Here is a 13,753-nt window from a genome sequence, read left to right on the forward strand (position 1 = left end):
GCGGGCCGGTTTGCCACTGAAACCCTGTCTTCGCCGTCTTTGTGGCTTGTTCAGGTCGAAAAAACCGGATCGGGCAATCTGTCCAGTGAACTAATTTCCGGCCCGGATCAGGCGGTCGAATACCTTATGATGAGCCTGCGATTGCGCGAAGGAAGTTCGCTTGCGCGTTTTTCTGCCATGAATGGGACAGAAATTTCCGCAACATCGCTGGCCTGGCTATGTGATGAGGGTTTCCTGACCCGAATTGGCGACAGAATTTCCGCCACCGACAAGGGCCGCCCGGTCCTGAACGCAATATTGCGGGAATTGCTGGTTTGAAGCACTTCTGGGAATGCCTGGGACATGATGCATCACCTGACGCGTTGAAATCCTTGATTTCAGGCAGAGTCAGGTGATTCAGGTTTTCCCAGAAGTGCTCTAGGTGCGGTTCAATATCTGGATGATGTCATCCAACTGCCCCAAATCACCATATTTGATCGACAGCCTGCCCGAGCCTTTGTCGGCATCATGTTCAATTGTCACGGCCATCCCCAGGACCGCGCTCAGATCGCTTTCCAGAACTTGCGTGTCGGCGTCTTTTTCGGGCGCTTTACGACCTGTTTTGGCAGATTTTCCCGGCTGTTTCCGGGTTCGTTTTTCGACATCCCGAACTGACAACCCGTTGCGCACAGCGTCACGTGCGATTTGAACCGCATCATCCCGGTTGATAAGCGCGCGCGCATGACCTGCTGACAGGCTGCCATCCCTCAGCATTGCCTGAACCTCATCGGGCAGGGTCAATAGCCGCATGAGGTTGGCAATATGGGACCGGCTTTTGCCCATGGCCTGGGCCAGATGTTCCTGGGTCTGGTCGAACCGATCCATCAGCTGACGGTATCCGGTCGCCTCTTCAAGTGGGTTCAGGTCCGCGCGTTGAATATTCTCGATTATCGCGACTTCCAGCACTTCCGTATCGTCAAAATTCCGGATGATGACTGGAACTTCGTGCAGCTGCGCAATCTGTGCGGCACGCCAACGGCGTTCGCCGGCGACGATCTGATAGGCTCCGTCACTGTCCGGGTCCGGTCGCACAATCAACGGCTGAATGATGCCCTTTTCAGCGATCGACGCCGCCAGCTCATCCAACGCTTCCTGGGTAAAGGCGCGACGTGGCTGATGTGGGTTCGGCCGGATACGTTCAATCGGAACCGCCATATCCGGCCTGCGTGGGGAGTCGGGGGCTGCTGTTTCGCTATCGGGCTGCGGGATATCTGCCATCAACGCCGTCAAACCGCGCCCTAGCCCGCGTCGTTCTCGATTTGCCATCCGGGTCACTCCTGTCAAACGGGTTGCAGTTGCCGCGCAAGAACTTCGCGCGCCAGATCTCGATAGGCGGCACTGCCACGAGAGGTCGGGTCATATTGCAGGATCGGCATCGCATAAGACGGTGCTTCGCTCAACCGGACATTGCGGGGAATGCGGGTTTGATAGACCAGTTCCCCCAGGTATTCCCTGGCGTCTTCCTCAACCTGGCGACACAGGTTGTTTCGAATGTCGAACATGGTCAGAACCACGCCTTCAATCCGAAGCCCGGGATTGGCGGATTGGCGAACCTGACGGATCGTGATCATCAGTTGTGACAGACCTTCCAGCGCGAAAAACTCTGTTTGAAGCGGCACCAGAACGGCATCGGCGGCCGCCATGGCGTTCACTGTCAACAGGTTCAGCGATGGCGGGCAATCCATCAAGATGATGTCAAATTCACGCAGGGTTACTGGTGCGAGCGCATCTTTCAGTAGAAAAACCCTGTTTTCATTGGAAACAAGATCCACGTCGGCAGAACTGAGATCGGTTGTGGACGGCGCGACCGAGAGGTTTTCCACCCCGGTTGGCAGAACGATCTCCTTCAGGCTCATCCCCTCGATCAGCAGATCGTAGGTGGTAAAATTGCGCTGGTCGACATCAATTCCGAGGCCGGTCGAGGCATTGCCCTGTGGATCAAGATCAATGATCAACACCCGCTGGCCTTCTGCCGCAAGTGCCGCGCCCAGGTTGATGGCGGTGGTGGTTTTTCCAACCCCGCCTTTTTGATTTGCAATGGCGATACAACGCGGTCGACCGATTTCAGGCACTGCGGATGTCTCCGATTTTCAGAATCACAGCCCCGTCGGCTGTCTGACTGGGAATAATCTCCATCTTCATGGTCCAGGCCTCAAGGGCCTCGGTAATTTCTTGCGCATGTGTTGCGCCTTTCATAAACAGCGCTGTGCCATCCTCGGCCAAATGTCGATCGGCAAACCCGCAGAGCCTTGTCAGGGAGGCCAATGCGCGCGCGCTGATGACGCGCGCATTCTGCGGTGGCGTATCCTCGATCCGCCGAGTCAGGATACCAGCTTTCAATCCCATTTCGGCCGCGACGGTTCGCAAAAAACTGCATTTGCGCAGATCTGATTCAATGAAGGTAAACCGCAAGTCGGGTTTGCTCTCGGCTGCGAGGGCTGCACAGATCAGGCCGGGGAATCCGCCACCGGTGCCGATATCAAGCCAAAGCCCGGATTTCGCGGCGGTGTGGTTGAAAATCTGGGCCGAATCAAGAAAGTGGCGCGTCCAAAGGTCCGGTATCGTGCTGCTTGATACCAGATTGATGGCCTTTTGCCATTTGGCCAATGCTGCGGCATAGATCTCCAATCGCTCAATTGTTTCACGTGAAACATTGTGCTGAAACCACGCCTTGGCCTCTGCCTCATTCATGCGCGTTTCCGGTCAAACTGGCGGATTTTCATCAGCAATATCGTGAGCGCCGCCGGTGTCATACCGTCGATTCTGCCAGCTTGGCCAAGGGTCTGCGGGCGGATCAAGGTCAGTTTGCCGCGTAGTTCGTTCGACAAACCATCGATACCGTCATAAGAGAGATTTTCCGGGATATGTTCGGCCTCGTCCCGCCGCAACGCAGCGACATCGGATTTTTGCCGTTCAATATACTTGGCATAAAGCGCCTCACGTGAAAGCTGTGCCCGCGTTTCGGTATCGAGCGAATTCAACACCGGCCAGATACCTGCAAGATCTTCCATGGATATATCGGGAAAACCAAGTAAATCCAAAGCGATGCGCCTTTGACCATCCTGGTTGACGTTCAACCCATGCCGCCGCGCCTCGGTCGGGGTCAGGCTAAGCCCGCGCATAACGACATACCCTTTCGTCAAGCGCTCCATTTTATCTTCGAAAACAGCCGCCCGCTCCGACCCGATAATCCCAAGCGCCATTGCCTTCGGGGTCAGGCGTTGATCCGCATTATCGGCACGCAGCGTCAGCCGGAATTCCGCGCGCGAGGTAAACATCCGATAGGGTTCAGTAACGCCGCGGGTCACAAGATCATCAATCATCACGCCGATATACCCTTCGTCGCGGCCAATATGCACCGGATCCAGGCCAAGAACCGCATGAGCTGCATTCAGCCCCGCCACCAAACCCTGCGCTGCGGCCTCTTCATATCCGGTGGTGCCGTTGATCTGACCGGCAAGATACAAGCCGGGCGCATCCTTGACCTCCAATGTCGGTGTCAGGGCGCGCGGATCGACGTAATCATATTCAATGGCGTAACCGGGCTGCAATATCCTGGCCTGTTCAAGCCCACGGATCGACCGCACATAATCTACCTGCACATCTTCGGGCAGAGAGGTCGATATTCCGTTCGGATAGATGGTGTCGTCATCAAGCCCTTCTGGTTCAAGAAAGATCTGGTGCGAGTCCTTGTCGGAAAACCGAACCACCTTATCTTCGATCGACGGGCAATAACGCGGGCCGACACCTTCAATATGGCCGCCATACATCGCAGATCTATTCAGGTTCTCGCGAATGATCTCATGTGTCTGGGCATTTGTATGGGTAATCCCACAGGACACCTGGCGGGCCTGAGGGCCTTTGGACAGGAAAGAAAACATCACCGGGTCATCATCGGCCGGTTGAAGCTCCAAAACATTCCAATCAATGGTCTTACCGCTCAAACGCGGCGGCGTCCCGGTCTTCAGGCGCCCAAGCGGCAGTCCAAACTCGTCGATACGATCGGCCAGTAACACGGAAGGCTTGTCGCCCATCCGACCACCCGGGCGTTGGATGTCGCCAATATGAATGACACCGCGCAGGAAGGTGCCTGTTGTCAAAACGACAGCCCGCGCCTTGATTTCCGACCCATCGGCCAGCCTGACGCCGCAAACACGGCCCCGATCCATCAGAAAGTCGGCGGCTTCGCCTTCAATCACGGTCAGGTCCGGCAGGTTTGCCAGCTCCGCTTGCATGGCCAGGCGATAAAGCTTTCGGTCCGTTTGCGTGCGCGGCCCTTGCACGGCGGGTCCTTTTCGCCGGTTCAGCAGCCGAAACTGGATGCCTGACGCATCTGCTGCGCGGCCCATAGCGCCGCCCAAAGCATCAATCTCTCGTACCAGATGGCCCTTGCCCAAACCGCCGATTGCCGGGTTGCAGGACATGACCCCAATGTTTTCAGCTTTCAATGTCAGCAAAGCCACACGCGCGCCGGCACGGGTTGCGACATGCGCCGCCTCTGCACCGGCATGACCGCCGCCGATAACCACAATATCGAAATCAAGATGTTTCACGTGAAACACTCCTATTTCCCAAGACAGAACCGAGAGAATATTTCGCCCAGAACCATCTCGACATCCAGCCGCCCAATCAGCGAATCCAACCGCCGAATAGCATGGCGCAGATGCTCCGCAACAATTTCCGTCCGGTCTGATCCGGCTTTTACCTCAGAAAGCGCTGTTTCCAAAGAGGCCATGGCAGCCTCCATCGCCTGTTGATGGCGAATATGCGTGGCCGTGGCCTGTCGGGCGGTTCGCCTTTCAAGCGTGGCAACCAAAGTATCAATCAGTTTTTGCACACCCAGGCCGGTCACACCGGAAATTCCGTCAGCGGAATCCAGGAACAGATCGCCCTTCCCTAGCAAGACAAGATCCCCCTCGCGGAGTTCGATCAAAGGCTCATCACCCGGGGAGGATTTAAGAAACACCCGAATGTCGGCAGCCTCGGCGCGTGCCAGGGCGCGGTCAACGCCGATCCGCTCGATGGCGTCACCGGATTCCCGCAAACCTGCGGTATCCAGAAAGGTCACAGGCAATCCGTGCAGGTCCATCCGAACTTCGATCACATCGCGAGTCGTACCTGCGATTTCAGAAGTTATAGCAGCCTCTCGGCCCGCTAACATATTGAGAAGTGTAGATTTCCCAACATTCGGGGCCCCAAGAATTGCCACTTCGAACCCGTCCCGGATCCGCTCGGCCACGGCGACGCCCGCAATCTCGCTCTGCAACGAGGAAATCACACCGGCAAGCAGATCACGCACCTCCGGCCCGACATCCACCGGCACCTCTTCATCGGCAAAGTCGATGGTCACTTCCAACAAAGCCGTCGCGCGCAAAAGATCCGCCCGCCAACGCTCCACCAGATCGCCCAATGCGCCAGACAGAACCCGCAAAGCCTGCGCCCGCTGCGCTTCGGTCTCGGCGTCGATCAAATCGGCAAGCCCCTCGACCTGCGCCAGATCCATCCGATCATTTTCCAGGGCGCGGCGGGTAAATTCCCCCGGCTCTGCCATGCGCGCCCGACCGGTGGCTTCAATCGCGTTCAGCACCGCCCTGACGCTGGCGGGGCTGCCATGGGTCTGCAGCTCGACCACATCCTCGCCAGTGAAGCTGTTTGGGGCGGCAAATCGCAAAACCAACGCACTATCAAGCGGCGCACCGGCCGCATCACGCAACATGCGCAATCGCGCGGTGCCAATGCCCGGCAGGTCGCCGGCAAGCGCCGTGGCGACCTGACCGGCCTCAGGCCCGGAAAGTCTAATCACGGCAACGCCCGCTTTGCCCGGCGCGGTGGCCAGTGCATAGATCGTTTCCATCGCACGGCCTCCGGCCAGAAGGTCAGCTGTTCATTGAATCGAAGAAATCGGCATTGGTCTTGGTCTGCTTCAGTTTCGAGATCAAAAACTCGATGGCATCCGTGGTCCCCATCGGGTTCAGAATGCGCCGCAGCAGGAATGTCTTTTGCAGATCGCCCTTGTCGACCAGCAGTTCCTCTTTCCGGGTGCCGGATTTGAGGATGTCCATCGCCGGGAACACGCGTTTATCGGCAACCTTTCGGTCCAGCACGATCTCGGAGTTGCCGGTGCCTTTGAATTCTTCAAAGATCACCTCATCCATGCGGCTGCCAGTGTCGATCAGCGCGGTGGCGATGATGGTGAGTGACCCGCCCTCTTCGATATTGCGCGCGGCACCAAAGAACCGTTTCGGCCGTTGCAGCGCGTTGGCATCCACACCGCCGGTCAGAACCTTGCCCGATGATGGAACCACAGTGTTGAAGGCGCGCCCCAGGCGGGTGATCGAATCGAGCAGGATGACAACATCCCGCTTGTGTTCAACCAGACGTTTGGCTTTCTCGATCACCATTTCGGCCACGGCAACATGCCGGGTTGCCGGTTCGTCAAAGGTAGAGGACACGACTTCGCCATTTACCGAGCGCTGCATGTCGGTTACTTCTTCCGGCCGCTCATCGATCAACAGCACGATCAGATAGCATTCCGGGTGGTTTTGTTCGATCGAATGGGCGATATTTTGCAGCAGAACGGTTTTACCGGTTCTCGGCGGTGCCACGATAAGACAGCGCTGGCCTTTTCCGATCGGTGAAACAAGATCGATGATACGTGCGGACCGGTCTTTTCTTGTGGGATCCGCGGTTTCCATGATCATCCGCTCATCGGGGTAAAGCGGCGTCAGATTGTCAAAGTTGATCTTGTGGCGCGCCTGCTCGGGATCCTGGAAATTGATCATGACGACCTTCACCAGGCCAAAGTAGCGCTCATTTTCCCGCGGCGCATTGATAACCCCGTCAACCGTATCGCCGGTGCGCAACGAATGTTTTCGGATCATTTCGGGCGAAACATAGATATCATCGGGACCGGGCAGATAATTGGCCTCGGGTGACCGCAAGAAGCCGAACCCGTCCTGCAACACCTCCAGCACACCATCGCCAGAGATCTCCCAGCCATCTTCGGCGCGTTCTTTCAGGATCGAAAACATCATCTCGCCCTTGCGCATGGTCGACGCGTTTTCGATCTCCAGTTCCTCGGCCATCGCCAGCAGGTCTTTGGGGGTTTTGGCCTTCAGATCAGCCAGGTGCAATTGTTCAGTTGTCATGATGATTATCTCGTCGCTCGCATGGCAATACCTCACGCGGCACACCAGAGAAGTCGTTTACAGAGGAAAACGGCAAAGGCCGGACGGCCCCGTTGATCAGCGAAATAAGTCGCGTTGGCGGCCAAGTCAACCGGCCCTAGCTAAAAGGCCGCGCAATCACCGAGACAACGATGATGATCAGCAACAGGGTCGGCACTTCGTTCATGATCCGATAGATGCGCCCGGTGCGTATGTTTTCACCTTTTGAGAACTCTTTGCGGCGCAATGCCAGCCAGTGGTGAAACCACGTCATGGCCAGAACGGCACCAGCCTTGGCCCAGGGCCAAAGATCGCCCCAGTAAAGGACGCCCGGTGTAAACACCAGGGCAAGGCCGAACACCCAGGTTGCAATCATCGCGGGGTTCATGATCGCGCGCAGCAACCGATATTCCATTATCTGAAACAATGCGTCGGTTTCACCAGCGGTCTCAACGCGTTCTGCGTGATAGACAAAAAGGCGCGGCAGATAGAACAGGCCGGCCATCCAGGCAATGACCGAGATGACATGCAGGCTCTTGGTCCAAGGATAGGCCGCCGCCAGATATTCACCGATCATGTCACGCTCCTTTGCATGCCTCTCTTCAATAATAAATTAGAAAGAAAGAAAAGATGTTGTTGTTGTTGGTCCTCTGGATAACAAGGATAAGTCAGATTGGCGCGAACCACCCACAGAACCACCCACATCTTTCACAGATGTCACCAACCCATGTGGGATGCCTTGGATAACATTTTATATCATTTATTTACAAATGGTTACATTAAGATTGCCAGTGCATGGTTTCACCACATCCATTGGATAACCTGGCACAGGGTCCGCCTTTTCAACCAACATCTGTGGGTTGTTGATCCCCAGGGGTAACTTGCGGACTAATCCCCGATAACCCGACCAACTTCGTTGAATTTCGCCAAAGCCCCAAGTTATACAGAGTCCAGTCCCGGGGTTTTCCCGTGACTTGTTCATAGAGTTATACAATGACCGCTCTCATCCTGGCCTCTGCATCCGAGATCCGTCAAAATCTGCTCAAGCAGGCTGGTATCCAGTTCAAGGCGCAGACCGCCCGGATCGACGAGACGACGATCGTGGCCTCGATGGTCCATGACGGTGCCACCGCGCGTGATATTGCTGATACCCTGGCCGAATTGAAAGCCCGCAAAATCGCCACCAGGCACCCCGCCGCCATGGTTATTGGCTGTGATCAGGTTCTGGATTTCCGCGGCAGCGTGCTGTCGAAACCCGCCGGGTTGGAGGATGCGATTTCACAGTTGATCATGCTGCGCGGGCAGCAACACAAACTGCTCTCGGCCATCGTCATCTATGAAAACGGAGAACCTGTCTGGCGTCATGTCGGGCAGGTGCGGTTGCTGATGCGGGATCTCAGCGACGATTACATCGCCAAATACATGAGCCGGAACTGGCCGGGAATTGCCGATTCCGTGGGCAGTTACAAACTGGAGCAGGAGGGATCGCGGCTGTTCAGTCACATCGAAGGCGACTACTTTACGGTTCTGGGTCTGCCGCTGCTCGAGCTGATCGGCTTTTTGACCCAACGGGGGGTAATCGAGGGATGATCGAAAAGCTGCTGCTTGCCGGAGTGATCGGTGACCCGATAGCGCATAGCCGATCACCGCGTCTGCATGGCCACTGGCTGGCGCGCTATGGCATAGACGGGCATTACGTGCCGCTGCATGTCACCCGCGACACCTTGCATGATACGCTGCGTCTGTTGCCCGAACTTGGTTTTTCCGGGGTCAATGTCACGATCCCGCATAAGGAAACCGTGCTGCAGATCGCCGATGGCGTGACGGATCGCGCGGCGTTGATCGGGGCCGCCAATACGCTGACCTTTACCGCCAATGGCAGGCTTCAGGCCGATAATACCGATGGCGCGGGGTTCATTGAGAACGTGAAACAATACACCCCGGGCTGGAGCGCCGCGGAAGGCCCGGCGCTGGTTCTGGGGGCGGGCGGTGCCGCACGTGCCATTATCTGCACGCTGTTGGCCGAAGGCTGCCCGAAAGTCTTTGTTGTGAACCGCACCCGCGCCCGGGCTGAGGCCTTGCACCAGAATTTCGGGGCCCGGGTGCAGGTCATGGACTGGACCCGCATTCCCGAACTGCTGGATGAAGCCGCCCTTTTGGTCAACACCACATCCCTGGGCATGGCGGGCGGGCAGCCGCTTCATATCAATCTGGACCGGCTGCACCCGAAAACCGTAGTCTCTGATATCGTCTATACGCCGCTGGAAACTGATTTGTTGCGCGACGCCGCCGAGATCGGCTGCCACACCATCGACGGCCTGGGCATGCTGCTGCATCAGGCGGCTCCGGGGTTTGAACGCTGGTTCGGACAAACCCCGGAAGTTGATGATGATCTGCGCGTGGCGGTGTTGGCGGAATGAGCTTTGTTCTCGGGCTGACAGGGTCCATCGGAATGGGCAAGTCAACGACGTCTGATTTCTTTCGCGCGGCGGGCGTTCCGGTCTGGGATGCCGATGCCGCGGTGCATCGGCTTTATGGTGTTGGTGGTGCTGCGGGGCCGATGATTGCCCGGATCTGCCCGGAGGCCGTGATGAATGGGGCGGTTGACCGGGCCGTGTTGAAGGAATGGATCACCCGGGATCCGACGGCGTTGAAACAGATCGAGGCCGTGGTTCACCCGCTTGTTGCGCAGGACCGGGCCGCGTTTCTGGACGACAATTCTGATGCGCCTCTGGTGGTGCTGGATATCCCGCTGCTGTTCGAAACCGGCGCGGCCGACCGGATGGACGCCGTTCTGGTCGTATCGGTTGATGCCAAAGAGCAACGCCGCCGCGTGATGGAACGCCCGGGAATGACCGAGAAAACCGTTGCCGCCATCCTTGCCCGACAGATGCCGGATGCAGAAAAAAGACAACAAGCAGACTATGTTATCGAGACATACGACATGGGCTTGGCGCGGCGTAAAGTGAATGCATTGATTGACAATCTGACGGAAGGCCTGTGATGCGTGAAATCGTTCTTGATACCGAAACCACCGGTTTTGAACCCGCCGAAGGGGACCGGATTGTTGAAATCGGATGCGTCGAGCTGTTCAATCACCTGCCCACCGGGCGGGTATATCACCAGTATATCAATCCGGAACGCGCAATGCCCGAGGCCGCTTTTGCGGTGCATGGACTGGGCGACGAATTTTTGCGCGGTCACCCGGTCTTTCGTGACATTGCACAGGGATTTCTGGATTTCATCGGTGATGGGCTATTGGTCATCCACAATGCCAGTTTCGACATGAAATTTTTGAATGCAGAGCTTGAACGGGCCGGAAGACCGGTCCTTCCGATGTCTCGATCGCTGGATACCCTGGCGATCGCACGGCGAAAATTCCCCGGCTCCCCGGCCTCGCTCGACGCGCTTTGCCGACGTTTTGGAATTGATAACTCATCCCGCGAAAAGCACGGTGCGCTGCTCGATTCCGAGATTCTGGCAGAGGTTTACCTTGAACTGGTCGGCGGCCGACAGCCAGATTTCGTGCTGAAAACGCAGCGTCAAAGCTCTGGCATGGGTCAGGATACCGAAACCTGGCGTCCACGGCCGCGCCCGACATCGCTGCCCCCCCGCCTGACGGCAGAGGAAACCGCCGCCCATGACAGTTTCATTGACGATCTGGGCGACGGTGCAGTCTGGAAGACGCTTTAGGCGTCCGCGCGCGGTTTGGCCTGTGCGCGGCGGGCCAGATCGGTGCGGTAGACCTGCACGAAATCCACGTTATCAAGGTTAAGCGACGGGAACCCGCCATCACGGGTCACATCCGAGACGATCCGGCGGATATAGGGAAACAGCATCCGCGGGCATTCGATATGCAGGAATGGGTGCAGCTGCTCGGGCTTGACGTTTTCAATCGAGAAAATCCCTGCATATTCCATTTCGATCAGGAATATCTGTGCTTTGTCTTCCTTGGTCTTGCTGTCGACCTTCAGTTTAACGATGACATCATATTGATTTTCGGCAGGCCGCTTACGTCCCTCGACACCGATCTGCAACTGCACTTCGGGCTGCGCATTGCCCTGGACACCCTTCTGGGCGGCGATGTTCTCGAACGACATGTCGCGGATGAACTGCCCGAGGATCTGCATTTTCGGCATCACCGGCGCATCTGGCGCGGCGGCGGTTTCTTCAGGGGCGTCGGCCCCGTTTTCTTCGGCCATGAGGCTCTCCAATAATTCTCACTCGACGCGGTTTATCAGACCCGTCTGGCGGCCTCAATGCCGGGTCCAGCCCGAAGGCGGCCTGTTTGTGCCTTCCTCGACCTCATAATCGCCATCAATGACGGAATCGCGGGTATCGGAGGCCCATTGCACCTGCCCTGCCACAACAGACCTGACCTGAATGCGCTTGCCAATCTGGCGCATCACATATTTGCGAAAGGCCGGGATCAGCAGTGCAAAGCCCAACGCGTCGGTGAAAAACCCCGGTGTAAGCAGCAAAGCACCGGAAAACAGGATCATCGCGCCATGGGCCAGAGGCTCGGTTGGATCGTGCAGGTCATTGAAGCTGCGCTGTAAATTCGCCAAAGCCTGCGCGCCCTGAGACCGGACCATCATCGTGCCGGCAAGTGCGGTCAGAACCACAATCGCCAGCGTCGGCCACAGGCCCAACCAACCGCCTACCTGGATAAACAGGGCGATCTCGATGATCGGCACGCCGATGAACAGAAAAAACAGCCACATAACGCATCCTTTCTTGTCAAAGCACCGATTTTCAGGGGCTTTGGCGCATGGACTTGCCCGCCCCTCATCCCTACATATGTGCCATTGGGGCCGATTTGTAGGCCCATAACCCATGAAGAGGTCGCCGTGATGATGAACTCATCCCTTTTGCAATTGCTGGTGCTGGTCGGGATTGCGATTTTCCTGATTCTCAAGCTGCGCAGCGTGTTGGGAACACGGGATGGACACGAATCGCAGCCCCTTCAGCGCGTCACCCGCAGACCCCCCGACCGACGCCGCGATTTCGAAGTGATCGAGGGCGGACCGGACCGCGATATTACCGACCATGTCGAAGAGGGCAGCGCGTCGGCCAAGGCACTGGCCGCAATGAAGATGGCCGAAAACGACTTTAGCGTCTCGGAATTTCTGGGCGGCGCGCGTGGTGCATATGAAATGATTCTGATGGCCTTTGAAAACGGCGATGTCGAAGCGCTACGCCCGTTCCTGGCGGATGATGTCATGGACTCATTCGAGCAGGTGATTTCCGACCGTGAAGCGCAGGGCCTGACCATTGAAGCAAGCTTTGTCGGGGTGCGAGAACTGGTATTGCAGGAAGCCGAATTCAACCGCAACACGTCCGAGGCACAGATCACCGTGCGCTTTGTGGCCGAGCTGACTTCGGTTGTGCGCAATGCCGACGGTGAAATTGTCGAGGGTGATCCCAACGCGATCAAACGCCAACGCGACGTCTGGACATTTGCCCGCAAGATGGGCAGCGACAATCCCAATTGGGTCCTGGTGGCCACCGGCGGATGAACCATGCGCGGCGGGCTGATAGCATTCCTGTTTTCGGCCTTTGCCGCATTTGGAACCGAGGCCATGGCCCAGGTTAGGGCCGAAATTCTCGGTTTTGACGACCTCGACGGTTGGGCCGAGGATGACCACGAAGCCGCCCTGGCTGTTTTTCGCAACACCTGCCCCGATATGGCCGAGGGCGAATGGTCCCGTATGTGCGCCTTGGCCGATCAGGGGCCAAATGCCCGCACGTTTTTCGAACTTTTCTTTCGCCCGGTGATATTCGGCGGGGCCGACCCTGCGCTTTTCACCGGGTATTTCGAGCCTGAGCTGGACGGATCGCGCGTGCGCACCAGCCGCTTCCGTTTCCCCGTTTACAGCCTGCCGCCCGAAGTTACCGGCCTTTGGCGCACCCGCCGGGAAATCGAGGAAAGCGGCGTGCTGGAGGGGCGCGGGCTCGAGATCGCCTGGGTCGACGATTCGGTTGAGCTGTTTTTTCTGCAAATCCAGGGCTCCGGCCAGATCCGCCTGCCTGATGGCACAGTGATCCGTGTGGGCTATGGCGGGCGCAACGGGCACCAGTATCGTTCGGTCGGGCAGGAGCTGGTCCGGCGCGGTGTGTATCAGCCACATCAGGTATCTGCGCAGGTGATCCGGAACTGGGTGCGTCGCAACCCCGATCAGGGGCGTGAATTGCTCTATACCAACCCGTCTTACGTGTTTTTCCGTCAGATCAGCACCCGCAACCCCGAAGATGGTCCGTTGGGCGCGATGAACCGGTCCATCACGGCGATGCGCACGATTGCGGTGGATCCCGATTACACCCCCCTTGGCGCACCGGTCTGGATCGAAAAGGACGGCGAAACCCCCTTGCGTCGATTGATGATTGCCCAGGATACCGGCTCGGCTATTCAGGGGCCGCAACGTGCCGATATTTTCTACGGCACCGGCGATGCGGCGGGATTGGCGGCAGGCCGCATCCGCGACCCGGGGCGGATGGTTGTCCTGCTCCCGATCGAGATCGCCAATCTGGCCGCGCCAGGGATCTGA

At 57.6% G+C, this 13,753-nt stretch carries 15 protein-coding genes and 1 pseudogene; 7 read left to right on the top strand and 9 right to left on the bottom strand.

What is annotated here, in order from left to right:
• Positions 1-318: pseudogene (locus tag ACW8PS_RS04445) on the top strand (radical SAM family heme chaperone HemW); the annotation flags it as partial.
• Between the two features lie 99 nt (positions 319-417).
• Here ACW8PS_RS04445 and ACW8PS_RS04450 read toward each other — a convergent pair.
• From ACW8PS_RS04450 to hemJ, 7 genes are all read right to left on the bottom strand, one after another.
• Positions 418-1,305 (bottom strand): ParB/RepB/Spo0J family partition protein, encoded by an 888-nt coding sequence (locus ACW8PS_RS04450; protein WP_491526086.1) that lies wholly within the window; start codon positions 1,303-1,305, stop codon positions 418-420.
• A 14-nt stretch (positions 1,306-1,319) separates the two neighbouring features.
• The gene (locus ACW8PS_RS04455; RefSeq protein WP_491526087.1) at positions 1,320-2,111 is read right to left on the bottom strand and encodes a ParA family protein; all 792 of its coding nucleotides are present in this window, start codon (positions 2,109-2,111) and stop codon (positions 1,320-1,322) included.
• The gene (rsmG, locus tag ACW8PS_RS04460; RefSeq protein ID WP_491526088.1) at positions 2,104-2,730 is read right to left on the bottom strand and encodes a 16S rRNA (guanine(527)-N(7))-methyltransferase RsmG; all 627 of its coding nucleotides are present in this window, start codon (positions 2,728-2,730) and stop codon (positions 2,104-2,106) included. Before rsmG ends, ACW8PS_RS04455 begins: the two co-directional genes overlap by 8 nt.
• Complete coding sequence (mnmG, locus tag ACW8PS_RS04465) at positions 2,727-4,592, bottom strand: tRNA uridine-5-carboxymethylaminomethyl(34) synthesis enzyme MnmG (RefSeq protein WP_491526089.1); 1,866 nt, start codon at positions 4,590-4,592, stop codon at positions 2,727-2,729. The genes rsmG and mnmG overlap by 4 nt, the downstream gene beginning before the upstream one ends.
• An 11-nt stretch (positions 4,593-4,603) precedes the next feature.
• Positions 4,604-5,893 carry a tRNA uridine-5-carboxymethylaminomethyl(34) synthesis GTPase MnmE gene (gene mnmE, locus ACW8PS_RS04470; protein ID WP_491526090.1) on the bottom strand — a complete coding sequence of 430 codons (1,290 nt, stop codon included), beginning with the start codon at positions 5,891-5,893 and terminating at the stop codon, positions 4,604-4,606.
• 22 nt (positions 5,894-5,915) lie between these two features.
• Positions 5,916-7,187, bottom strand: coding sequence for a transcription termination factor Rho (gene rho / locus ACW8PS_RS04475; protein WP_491526092.1), 1,272 nt, complete (start codon positions 7,185-7,187; stop codon positions 5,916-5,918).
• A 136-nt stretch (positions 7,188-7,323) separates the two neighbouring features.
• Entirely contained in the window at positions 7,324-7,782 is a 459-nt protein-coding gene (gene hemJ, locus ACW8PS_RS04480; protein ID WP_491526093.1) for a protoporphyrinogen oxidase HemJ, read from the bottom strand.
• Between the two features lie 416 nt (positions 7,783-8,198).
• Here hemJ and ACW8PS_RS04485 point away from each other — a divergent pair, with 416 nt between their 5' ends.
• Genes ACW8PS_RS04485 through dnaQ form a run of 4 tightly spaced genes read left to right on the top strand, consistent with a single transcriptional unit; the run spans position 8,199 to position 10,898 of the window.
• Complete coding sequence (locus ACW8PS_RS04485) at positions 8,199-8,795, top strand: Maf family protein (RefSeq protein WP_491526094.1); 597 nt, start codon at positions 8,199-8,201, stop codon at positions 8,793-8,795.
• The gene (locus tag ACW8PS_RS04490) at positions 8,792-9,625 is read left to right on the top strand and encodes a shikimate dehydrogenase (protein WP_491526095.1); all 834 of its coding nucleotides are present in this window, start codon (positions 8,792-8,794) and stop codon (positions 9,623-9,625) included. The genes ACW8PS_RS04485 and ACW8PS_RS04490 overlap by 4 nt, the downstream gene beginning before the upstream one ends.
• Complete coding sequence (gene coaE, locus ACW8PS_RS04495) at positions 9,622-10,209, top strand: dephospho-CoA kinase (protein WP_491526096.1); 588 nt, start codon at positions 9,622-9,624, stop codon at positions 10,207-10,209. Before ACW8PS_RS04490 ends, coaE begins: the two co-directional genes overlap by 4 nt.
• Complete coding sequence (dnaQ, locus tag ACW8PS_RS04500; RefSeq protein WP_491526097.1) at positions 10,209-10,898, top strand: DNA polymerase III subunit epsilon; 690 nt, start codon at positions 10,209-10,211, stop codon at positions 10,896-10,898. Before coaE ends, dnaQ begins: the two co-directional genes overlap by 1 nt.
• On the opposite strand, the gene secB is transcribed toward dnaQ, so the two are convergent.
• Positions 10,895-11,407 carry a protein-export chaperone SecB gene (gene secB / locus ACW8PS_RS04505; protein WP_491526098.1) on the bottom strand — a complete coding sequence of 171 codons (513 nt, stop codon included), beginning with the start codon at positions 11,405-11,407 and terminating at the stop codon, positions 10,895-10,897. The genes dnaQ and secB overlap by 4 nt on opposite strands.
• A gap of 54 nt (positions 11,408-11,461) precedes the next feature.
• A complete protein-coding gene (locus ACW8PS_RS04510; protein ID WP_491526099.1) occupies positions 11,462-11,929 on the bottom strand; it encodes an FxsA family protein in 468 nt (155 codons plus the stop codon).
• Positions 11,930-12,061: 132 nt separating this feature from the next.
• On the opposite strand from ACW8PS_RS04510, the gene ACW8PS_RS04515 reads away from it, so the two are divergent.
• Both ACW8PS_RS04515 and mltA read left to right on the top strand, forming a co-directional pair.
• A complete protein-coding gene (locus ACW8PS_RS04515; RefSeq protein ID WP_491526157.1) occupies positions 12,062-12,724 on the top strand; it encodes a Tim44/TimA family putative adaptor protein in 663 nt (220 codons plus the stop codon).
• Positions 12,725-12,727: 3 nt separating this feature from the next.
• The gene (mltA, locus tag ACW8PS_RS04520; protein ID WP_491526100.1) at positions 12,728-13,753 is read left to right on the top strand and encodes a murein transglycosylase A; all 1,026 of its coding nucleotides are present in this window, start codon (positions 12,728-12,730) and stop codon (positions 13,751-13,753) included.

The sequence above is a fragment of the Alterinioella sp. genome, assembly GCF_058343375.1.

What these genes read in the sequence shown, in the direction of transcription:
- ACW8PS_RS04450 (WP_491526086.1), bottom strand. Translation starts at nt 1,305, where the DNA reads ATGGCAAATCGAGAACGACGCGGGCTAGGGCGCGGTTTGACGGCGTTG.
- rsmG (WP_491526088.1), bottom strand. Translation starts at nt 2,730, where the DNA reads ATGAATGAGGCAGAGGCCAAGGCGTGGTTTCAGCACAATGTTTCACGT.
- mnmE (WP_491526090.1), bottom strand. Translation starts at nt 5,893, where the DNA reads ATGGAAACGATCTATGCACTGGCCACCGCGCCGGGCAAAGCGGGCGTT.
- rho (WP_491526092.1), bottom strand. Translation starts at nt 7,187, where the DNA reads ATGACAACTGAACAATTGCACCTGGCTGATCTGAAGGCCAAAACCCCC.
- hemJ (WP_491526093.1), bottom strand. Translation starts at nt 7,782, where the DNA reads ATGATCGGTGAATATCTGGCGGCGGCCTATCCTTGGACCAAGAGCCTG.
- ACW8PS_RS04485 (WP_491526094.1), top strand. Translation starts at nt 8,199, where the DNA reads ATGACCGCTCTCATCCTGGCCTCTGCATCCGAGATCCGTCAAAATCTG.
- ACW8PS_RS04490 (WP_491526095.1), top strand. Translation starts at nt 8,792, where the DNA reads ATGATCGAAAAGCTGCTGCTTGCCGGAGTGATCGGTGACCCGATAGCG.
- coaE (WP_491526096.1), top strand. Translation starts at nt 9,622, where the DNA reads ATGAGCTTTGTTCTCGGGCTGACAGGGTCCATCGGAATGGGCAAGTCA.
- dnaQ (WP_491526097.1), top strand. Translation starts at nt 10,209, where the DNA reads ATGCGTGAAATCGTTCTTGATACCGAAACCACCGGTTTTGAACCCGCC.
- secB (WP_491526098.1), bottom strand. Translation starts at nt 11,407, where the DNA reads ATGGCCGAAGAAAACGGGGCCGACGCCCCTGAAGAAACCGCCGCCGCG.
- ACW8PS_RS04510 (WP_491526099.1), bottom strand. Translation starts at nt 11,929, where the DNA reads ATGTGGCTGTTTTTTCTGTTCATCGGCGTGCCGATCATCGAGATCGCC.
- ACW8PS_RS04515 (WP_491526157.1), top strand. Translation starts at nt 12,062, where the DNA reads ATGAACTCATCCCTTTTGCAATTGCTGGTGCTGGTCGGGATTGCGATT.
- mltA (WP_491526100.1), top strand. Translation starts at nt 12,728, where the DNA reads ATGCGCGGCGGGCTGATAGCATTCCTGTTTTCGGCCTTTGCCGCATTT.